The 8,835-nt window shown below is 72.6% G+C and carries 9 protein-coding genes and 1 pseudogene; 3 read left to right on the forward strand and 7 right to left on the reverse strand.

Features of this window, described 5'->3' with window-relative positions:
- The first annotated feature begins 110 nt into the window (after positions 1-110).
- The 3 genes from B277_RS14260 (at position 111) to B277_RS14270 (ending at position 1,858) form a co-directional block, all read left to right on the forward strand.
- On the forward strand, positions 111-746 hold the full coding sequence (locus B277_RS14260; RefSeq protein ID WP_007929501.1) for a GntR family transcriptional regulator: 636 nt from the start codon (positions 111-113) through the stop codon (positions 744-746).
- Positions 747-944: 198 nt separating this feature from the next.
- Complete coding sequence (locus B277_RS20045) at positions 945-1,124, forward strand: YchJ family metal-binding protein (protein ID WP_337590141.1); 180 nt, start codon at positions 945-947, stop codon at positions 1,122-1,124.
- Positions 1,121-1,858: an enoyl-CoA hydratase-related protein gene (locus B277_RS14270; RefSeq protein WP_007929504.1), complete on the forward strand. Its 738-nt coding sequence runs from the start codon at positions 1,121-1,123 to the stop codon at positions 1,856-1,858. Before B277_RS20045 ends, B277_RS14270 begins: the two co-directional genes overlap by 4 nt.
- Before the next feature lie 170 nt (positions 1,859-2,028).
- Here the strand turns inward: B277_RS14270 and B277_RS14275 are convergent, their stop codons facing one another.
- From B277_RS14275 to B277_RS18040, 7 genes and pseudogenes are all read right to left on the reverse strand, one after another.
- Complete coding sequence (locus B277_RS14275) at positions 2,029-3,237, reverse strand: pyrophosphate--fructose-6-phosphate 1-phosphotransferase (RefSeq protein ID WP_007929505.1); 1,209 nt, start codon at positions 3,235-3,237, stop codon at positions 2,029-2,031.
- The gene (locus B277_RS16235) at positions 3,234-4,142 is read right to left on the reverse strand and encodes a LytR C-terminal domain-containing protein (RefSeq protein WP_007929506.1); all 909 of its coding nucleotides are present in this window, start codon (positions 4,140-4,142) and stop codon (positions 3,234-3,236) included. The genes B277_RS14275 and B277_RS16235 overlap by 4 nt, the downstream gene beginning before the upstream one ends.
- A 203-nt stretch (positions 4,143-4,345) precedes the next feature.
- Complete coding sequence (locus B277_RS14285) at positions 4,346-5,425, reverse strand: aspartate-semialdehyde dehydrogenase (RefSeq protein WP_007929515.1); 1,080 nt, start codon at positions 5,423-5,425, stop codon at positions 4,346-4,348.
- Complete coding sequence (locus B277_RS14290) at positions 5,422-6,696, reverse strand: aspartate kinase (protein WP_007929517.1); 1,275 nt, start codon at positions 6,694-6,696, stop codon at positions 5,422-5,424. Before B277_RS14290 ends, B277_RS14285 begins: the two co-directional genes overlap by 4 nt.
- 115 nt (positions 6,697-6,811) lie before the next feature.
- The gene (locus B277_RS14295) at positions 6,812-7,366 is read right to left on the reverse strand and encodes a DUF5063 domain-containing protein (RefSeq protein WP_007929520.1); all 555 of its coding nucleotides are present in this window, start codon (positions 7,364-7,366) and stop codon (positions 6,812-6,814) included.
- Positions 7,359-7,958, reverse strand: coding sequence for a recombination mediator RecR (recR, locus tag B277_RS14300; protein WP_007929522.1), 600 nt, complete (start codon positions 7,956-7,958; stop codon positions 7,359-7,361). The genes B277_RS14295 and recR overlap by 8 nt, the downstream gene beginning before the upstream one ends.
- 9 nt (positions 7,959-7,967) lie before the next feature.
- A pseudogene (locus B277_RS18040) lies at positions 7,968-8,835 on the reverse strand (hypothetical protein); the annotation flags it as partial.

The following is an 8,835-nucleotide window of genomic DNA, read 5'->3' on the forward strand; positions in this document are numbered from 1 at the left end:
GGCCAGTCCGGCGAGCAGTGGACGATGTTCTTCCTCGACCCGCCGGCAACGCCATGGAGTTCAAGGCCTTCGCGGACGAGTCGCAGATCTTCGCCAAGTAGGGTCCCCGCGTGACCACCACCCCGTCGACCGAGACCAAGGCCGGCCGACTGCTCGCCGCCCTGCGCGACGACATCCTGAGCGGTCGCCTCGCCCCCGGTGACCCCGTCGACGAGGTGGCCACGGCGCAGGGGCACGAGGTCTCCCGCACCCCGGTGCGGGAGGCCCTGCGCGCGCTGACGAGCGAGGGCCTGCTCGTCCCCGGGCCGCGCCGCCAGCTGCGGGTCGTCGACGTCTCGCCCGAGCACCGCCGCGAGGTGACCTCCCTGCGCGTCGCCCTGGAGTGCACCGCCGCCGAGTCGGCCTGCGAGCACCGCACCGACGACGACCTCGACCGGCTCCGCGGGCTCGTGAGCCGCCAACGCCGCGAGGCGAAGGGGGGCGACGTCGCCGCCTTCCTCGAGGCCGACGAGGCCTTCCACCGCGCGCTCGCCGAGGCCGCCGGCATGCCCACCCTGCTGCGCCTGCTCGACCAGCTCGGCGCCTTCGTCCGGCTCGCCCGGCTCGGGCAGCCCACCCCGCAGCGCCACATGGTCGCGCTGGCCCGCGAGCACGACCACCTCGTCGACCTGCTCGAGGCCGGTGACGGCCCGGCCCTCGAGGCGGCCCTCGCCGAGCACATCCGCAGCACCGCGCTGCGCGACTGACTAGCCTGCAGGCATGAGCGCCGACCCCTGCCCCTGCGGCACCGGCTCCCCCTTCGCCTCGTGCTGCGGCCCGCTGCTGGCGAGCGAAGGCCAGGCCGAGACCGCCGAGCAGCTCATGCGCAGCCGCTACACCGCCCACGTCTACGGCAACGCCGAGCACCTTGGCGCACCTGGGACGGCCGGACCCGGCCCCCCGAGGTGCACCTCGACGACACCCGCTGGCTGGGGCTGGAGGTCCGCGAGGTGGTCGCCGGCGGCCCCGACGACTCCACCGGCGTCGTCGACTTCGTCGCCCGGCACGAAGGGGGCCAGCTCGCCGAGCGGAGCGAGTTCACCCGACGTGGCGGCCGATGGTTCTACACGAAGGAGATCCCGTGACCGAGGTCCAGTACGCCGTCGCCGAGCACATCGCGACGATCACGCTCGACGCACCTGACCGGCGCAATGCCCTGTCCGTGGAGATGTCCCGCGAGCTCATCGACGCTGCGCGCACGGCCGAGGCCGACCCCGAGGTCGGCGCGGTCGTCGTCACCGGCGGCCGCCACTTCTGCGCAGGTGCCGTGCGCGAGGTCCTCGCCGACGTCGGCCGCGACCCCGTCGAGGACACCGCCTACCGCAACCTCGAGACCGTCTACGCGGCCTTCACGACGATCGGCACCATCGAGCTGCCGACGATCGCCGCCGTGCGCGGCGCCGCCGTGGGCGCAGGGCTCAACCTCGCCCTGGCCACCGACCTGCGCATCGTCTCGACGAGTGCCCGGCTCCTGCCGGGCTTCGTCCAGATCGGCCTCCACCCCGGCGGCGGCCACCTGTCCCTGCTGCACCGCACCGCCGGCCGCGAGACCGCCGCCGCGATGGGCCTCTTCGGCGAGGAGGTGCGCGGCGAGCGCGCCGTCGAGCTCGGACTCGCGTGGTCCGCCCACGAGGACGACGAGGTCGAGCAGGCCGCTCGCGACACCGCCTCTCGCGTCGCCGCCGACCCCGGGCTCGCCCGCCGCCTCGTCCGCAGCTTCCGCCGCGAGACCGCGCCGGGCGGCGTGCCGTGGGAGGTCGCCGTCGAGCTCGAGCGCTCGCCCCAGATGTGGTCGCTGCGGCGCAAGCACGAGGGCTAGGGGTCGCGTGCAGCGGGTTCCGCGGAGGCAGGGCTGGGGGTGGCCCTAAGGAAAAGTCCGGACTGGTCGGCCTGCGATGTCGCCTTGGCCTGCAGGTCCGGACTTTCCCATGAGTCGGGCCGACCCCCACCCTGCCTCCGCTCTACGGCGCGCCCCGCCGTGGCTCGACCTCAGTCGGCGTGGGGCTGGCCGATGTCGTGCAGCAGGTCGGCGAACCAGGGGGTGGCGGGGTCGAAGGCACCGCCACCGGCGATCCGCTCGAACTCGATGAGGCGCAGCTCGTCGGCGCGCTCCTCGTCCTGGCCGACGACGCCTGATCCACCGTCGAGGGCCGCCCGGACGGCGAGCTCGGCGCTGCGGGCGATGAGGTCACGGTCCTCGGCGTTGGGCGCGGCGGAGCGGGCGAAGTAGCCCGACTTCCACACCTTCGACTTGTCCGCGCCGACCCGGTCGGCCAGGGCGTCCGCGATCCGCTCCCCCGGATCGATCTCGTCGAGGCTGACGTGCCCGAAGGCATCGCGCGGCACGTCGGCGCCATCCGCCTCGAGGGAGGCCACGATCTCGTCGACGCCGGCACCCTCGGCGACGAAGACGTTGGCACAGTCGAGCTCGTCCATGACGGCCCGCAGTCGCCTCCCTTCGGCCTCGAGGTCGAGGTCGAGCTCGGGCACGTACACGGCGTGCACGTCCCACCGGCGGGGGTCGTTGCCGATGCCCGGGACGAACTCACGCGAGGCGAGGTCAGCCCGGTAGCGCCGCGCGGTCTCCGCGGTGAGCCAGCCGCTGTGGCGGCCCATGATCTCGTGGACGACGAGCATGCGCGGGCTGGAGGAGTGCTCTGCGATGACGTGGCGGGCGAAGAGTGCCCCCTGCTCGGCCGCAGTCCAGGCGCCGAGGCTCTGCCGGATCGGCACGATGTCGTTGTCGATCGTCTTGGGCAGACCGATGACCTGCAGCTCGTGGCCCTCGTCGGACACATGCGCCGCGAGGTCTGCGGCCGTCGTGCTCGTGTCGTCGCCACCGATGGTGTGCAGCACGTCGACTCCGTCGGCCACGAGCTGGTCCGCCGCCACCCGAAGGGGGTCGGCCCCCTCCGGCACGAGGCCGCGCCGGGCGGCGTCGGCGGCATTGGTCAGCTTGACCCGGGAGTTGCCGAGCGGGGACCCACCGAAGGCGTGCAGCCGGGTCGCGGCGGCCCGCACCTCGTCGGTGATCTCGACGTGCCGGCCGGTGAGCAGGCCTGCGTACCCGTCGAGGTAGCCGATGATGCGCACGTCGGGCGCGACCCGGGTGTACTCCTCGATGAGTGCCCCCACCGCCGAGGAGAGGCACGGCGCGAGCCCCCCGGAGGTGAGGAGCGCGACGGTCCGGACCGTCACGAGCCCTCGGGCGTGCAGGGCTTCTGGATCGTCTCGGCCGGGCGGACGTAGGGCTTGACCTCCGGGACCTGCGAGGCCGGCTTGAGGTCGTCCCACTTGTTGCCGAGGACGAGGTCGACCTTGTTGGTCGTGCGGTCGTCCTTCTGCAGCTGGACACCCTCGACCTGCTGGGCGAGGCGCTTGGCAGCGCGCTGCCCCTCCGGGCCGAAGCGGATGATCGCGACCTCGTCCTCGAGGAAGCTCATCTTCGGGTCGTTGCCGGTGGCCTTGACCTTGAAGCCGCGGTCCTTGAGATCACCCGCCACCTCGGAGGCCAGGCCCTCCTGCCACGTCGTGTTGTAGACGTTGAGGGTGATCTCGGAGGGCGCGGGCAGCGGCGGCTCCGGCTCGGAGACGAGCTTGTCGAAGCCGTAGCCCAGGACGAGCTGCACGCTGTCACCGGGGCGCGCGTCGTTCCAGACCTTGGAGCCCGGGATCTGCTTCTGGAGGAGCAGCGCGTTGTCGCGGCCCTCGGGGCCGTAGTAGATCGTGGCCGCGCCCTTGACGTAGACCGAGCTGTCCGCATTGCCGACCGAGGTGATCGAGAAGTCGCGCAGGGTCAGCTCTCGGGCGACGTCGGTGCCCAGCCCGTCGGTGTCGTTGCTGTTGAGCAGCTGGATGTCGAAGGAGTCGCGCTCGGGTGCCGGCTCGACGATCGGGGCGCACGTGGGGGTCTCGCTGCCGATGAGACCGGTGCCGTAGGCGGTCGCGACCGTGGCCGTGCCCAGGACGAGGCCGGGCAGGGTGACGAAGAGGAGGAGGCGACGGCGACGCTGGCGACGATAGTGCTCGGCGGCTGCACCCTCGAGCTCGTCGAAACCCACGACCCGGTAGGTGACCGGAGTGTCGTCCGAGTGCTGGTCCACGTGCTGACCCCTGTCCTTCCGTGCTGTCCCCGCCACAAGTGTACGTGGTGCTCACATTCACTCTGACCACACCAGTCACACAAGTCACACGGCGTGATCGTTCCCGGACCGAGACCGATCCGTCATCACCAGTGTTGACGCGCAGGGTGACGCGTCGGTTGCGTGCGGGTCACGACGCGGCGACGCCGCGGCCGCGCGGCGGGTCAGCCGGCGCGGACCTCGTCCGCCACGAGCTCGGCGACGAGCAGCATCGCGCTCGCCCCGCGACGGGTGGTGTCCGCGCTGACGAAGAGGTCGACGTGGTGGCCCGCCCCCTTCGGCTGGCGGATCCGCCCGACGAACCGCGGGTCGATGCCGACGCTGTCCACCGGCGTCGGGACCTCGCCGGTCTGCTCGTCGAGGTGCACGAGAGAGGGAGCCGCGACGCAGGCCTGACGCACCTTGTCGATCGCCACCGGCCGCGCGCAGCGGGCGTGCAGCGCCATGGAGTGCGCGAGGACGACCGGCACCTGGACGAGCGTGGCGACCACCGGGACGCTCTCGTGCAGCCCGAGGACCTTGCGCACCTCCGCACCGACGGACAGCTCGGCGGAGGTGAAGCCCCCTTCGTCGGGCTGGCCGACCCAGGGGATGACGTTGAGCGCCAACGGCGCGGGGAAGGGAGAGCCGACCGGCAGGTCGGAGACCGCCGCACGCACGTCGCCCGGGTGCTGGCCGATCATCGGCTCGGCGGCGACGGTGTGCAGCTCTTCGCGCAGGCGGGCCACGCCGGCGTCGGACTTCGACACCGCCGCGATGAGACCGGTGACGACGAGGTGCTGCAGCTCCCAGCCCTGGTGCAGCACGTGCGCGGCGTCGATGAGCCCCCAGGTCACCGGCCCCGGCAGGGCGATGATGCCCTTGGGCCGCTCGGCGACGAGGTGGGAGTTGATGCCCGGCACGACGAGCGGGACGTCCGGGTCGCCCCGGTGGGCCGCGCTGGCGTCGACGACGACGGCTCCGGCCGCGACGGCTCGGGCCGCCCACTCGGGCGTGATCTCGGGGGCGAGGTTGAAGAGGGCGACGTCGACGCCCTCGAAGGAGTCCTCGCGGAGCACCTCGATCTGCTGCTCCCGACCGCGCACGCCCAGGGTCCGGGTCGTGACGCCCGGTGCGAGCAGGCGGATGGCGCCCCAGCGGTCGTCACGCAGGGCGAGTGCGGAGACGATGGCCTCCGCGAAGCGCCCCGTCGCCCCCACCAGGGCCAGGGTCGGCCCGGTGGACGGCGACGGGGAGGCGGTCACCGACCCGTGCCCGCGTAGACGACGGCCTCGCCCTCGTCGGAGTCCAGGTCGAAGGCCGTGTGGAGCGCCCGCAGGGCGTCGTCGAGCTGGTCGGCGCGGGTCACCACGGAGATCCGGATCTCCGAGGTCGAGATCATCTCGATGTTGATGCCCGCGTCGGCGAGCGCCTTGAAAAAGGTCGCCGAGACGCCGGGGTTGGTGCGCATGCCGGCACCGACGAGGGAGAGCTTGCCGATCTGGTCGTCGTACTGGATCGACTCGAAGCCCACCTCCTCCTTGGTGCGCATGAGGGCCTCGACGGCGACCTGGCCGTCGCTCATCGGCAGGGTGAAGGAGATGTCGGTGCGGCCCGTGTCCGCCTCGGACACGTTTTGCACGATCATGTCGATGTTGACCTGCGCCTCGGCGATGGTCGTGAAGATCTGGCCGGCGCGCCCCGGCTGGTCGGGGACCCCGACGACGGTGATCTTGGCCTCGCTGCTGTCGTGGGCGACACCCGCGATGATCGGTTCTTCCATGTCCTCGGCTCCTTCAGCGTCGGGGGGCAGGACCCACGTGCCCTCCTTCGAGGAGAAGGACGAACGCACGTGGATGGGGATGTTGGAACGGCGCGCGTACTCGACGCACCGCAGATGGAGCACCTTGGCGCCGCTCGCGGCGAGCTCGAGCATCTCGTCGTGGGAGATGCGGTCGATCTTGTGCGCGGTGCTGACGATGCGCGGGTCGGCGGTGAAGATGCCGTCGACATCGGTGTAGATCTCGCAGACGTCCGCCTCGAGCGCTGCGGCGAGGGCCACGGCCGTCGTGTCGGAGCCACCACGACCGAGCGTGGTGATCTCCTTGGTCCCCTGGCTCACGCCCTGGAAGCCGGCGACGATGACGATGTGCTTCTTGCCGAGGGCCTCGGTGATGCGGCCCGGGGTGACGTCGATGATCTTGGCCTTGCCGTGGGCGGTGTCGGTGATGACACCCGCCTGGCTCCCCGTGAAGGAGCGCACGCTGTGCCCCAGGTCGGCGATGGCCATGGCGACGAGAGCCATCGACATCCGCTCACCCGCGGTGAGCAGCATGTCCATCTCGCGCGGCGGCGGGACGGGGCTCACCTGCTCCGCGAGGTCGAGCAGCTCGTCGGTGGTGTCTCCCATGGCCGAGACGACGACGCACACGTCGTGGCCCGCCTTCTTCGTCTCGACGATGCGGTGCGCCACGCGCTTGATGCTCTCGGCATCAGCGAGCGACGAACCGCCGTACTTCTGGACAACCAGGCTCAAGGGACATCTCCGTGATGGTCTCGCGGGTCCGGCCCGGGCACGGGCCGGCACGACCCCTCGAGGATAACGACCCGAGCCTCCCAGACCGACTCACGTCCACGGGACGCGACGAGGCTCACCCGTGGAGGGCGTCGAACTCCGCCTCGCCGACGACCTCCGGGTCGGCGTCGAGACGCAGGTGGGCGAGCAGGGTCTGCAGGACCCGGACGGCCATCGCCGCGCGGTCACCCCAGTCGGCGAGATAGCTGTACTGCCACCACCACAGGGCCTCGACGGTGCGACCGGCGTCGTGGTGCGCCAGACCGTGTGCGAGGGCGGCCGCGACGACTGCGAGGTCGTTGCTCAGCGACCCGCGGGTGGTCTCGACCGAGGTGACGGGGTCGACGACGTCGGCGTACTCGTCGACGCCGTCGAGGAGCCGGGACAGCCCCTCCCGCAGCGGGTCGAGCTCGGTGTCAGGGCCGGGGTCACGCTCGAAGCGCTCGTCGAGGACGACGTCGGCGATCGCCCCGAGCCGGGCCCCGACGAGCTGGATCTGGCTCGTCGTGAGCAGCAGGAGCGGGATGGCGCTCTCCGGCGCGGCACCCGAGGCGATCTCCGCCACGGCCGCCAGCCAGCTGCGGGCCTCGGCGGCGCACTCGTCCGCGAGCAGCGTGGTCTCGTCAGGCATTGAGCAGCTTCCTCCCTTCGAAGGCACGCCCGAGCGTGACCTCGTCGGCGTACTCGAGGTCGCCGCCGACCGGCAGGCCGGAGGCGAGTCGCGTGACCCGGATGTCGAAGGGGGACAGCAGTCGCGCCGTGTAGGAGGCGGTGGCCTCGCCCTCGAGGTTGGGATCGGTCGCGATGATCACCTCGGCGACGGTCCCATCGGACAGGCGCGCCATGAGCTCGGTGAAGCGCAGGTCGTCCGGGCCGACGCCGTCCATGGGGCTGATGGCCCCGCCGAGCACGTGGTAGCGCCCCCGGAACTCGCGGGTGCGCTCGATGGCGACGACGTCCTTGGGCTCCTCGACGACGCAGATGGCACTGGCATCGCGCCGCGGGTCGGCGCAGATCCGGCACTGGGGCCCCTCCGCGACGTTGCCGCAGGTCTCGCAGAAGGCGACCTTGTCCTTGACCTCGCTGAGCGTCTGGACGAGCCGCTGGACGTCCTGCGGGTCCGCCTGCAAGAGGTGGAAGGCGATCCGCTGGGCACTCTTGGGGCCGACCCCGGGCAGCCGCCCGAGCTCGTCGATCAGGTCTTGGACCACACCTTCGTACACGCCTCGACCCTACGCCCCGGCGGCCGCGGTCGGCAGCACCGGCATGCGGGTCGCCGTCACTCCTCGCGGATGACGGTGCCGCCGAGGATGCGCTCGATGACCGCGGGGCCGGCCGCACCCGCGTCGATGATGTCCTCGTCGTCGTCGCTCACCGAGGAGTCGTCGGGCTCCGCCGGCGGGCTCGGCGCCGGGGCGGGCTCGGGAGCGGGTGCCGTCGCCCAGGCCGGCGCCGAGGCTGCGCTCGCCGGCGCACTTCCCCAGTCGGCGCCCGCCGGCCCACCGGCCGGTGCGGGCACCCCCACGTCTGCCACCGGCGCCCCCCGTCGGGGCTCCAGCCGAGGTGGCCTCCGGAGGGGGGCCCGCCGACGACGACTGGGGCGCAGCCGGTGCGGCGCTCGCCGGCTGCGAGGTGGCCTGTGCACCGCCTCCTGCCGGTGCCGTCCCCAGGTCGTGGGGCACCCCCTCGACGCGGGCGTCGACCCCGAGGGCGTCGACGAGGGCCTGCCGCACGACCTCGGCGTGGGACCCGTTGCGGAAGGCATTGGCCAGACCGACCGTGGCGATCCCGAGCACGAGTCGCTGCCCGTCGTAGCTGATGACCTGGGCGTGCTCGGACAGGAAGGTCCACGTGGCGCGACGCATCTGGTAGATCCGCCCGAGGACGTCGGGCCAGCTGCGGCGCAGCGCCTCGACGTCGATGCCCCCGGTCGCCGGGGTCGACGCAGCGGGCGCGCTCTCGGCCTCGGGCTGCCCCGCCGCCGGGTCGGGCGTAGTGGCAGCGGGCTCGGGCTCGGCTGCAGCGGGAGGCTCGGCCGGCGCCTGAGGAGCGGACTGCGGGCCAGCGCTCGAGCGGCCGGGAGCGGGCTGCGCCCGCTGG

It is taken from the genome of Janibacter hoylei PVAS-1 (assembly GCF_000297495.1).
Lineage (GTDB): Bacteria > Actinomycetota > Actinomycetes > Actinomycetales > Dermatophilaceae > Janibacter > Janibacter hoylei.

What these genes read in the sequence shown, in the direction of transcription:
- B277_RS14295 (WP_007929520.1), bottom strand. Translation starts at nt 7,366, where the DNA reads ATGCCTGACGAGACCACGCTGCTCGCGGACGAGTGCGCCGCCGAGGCC.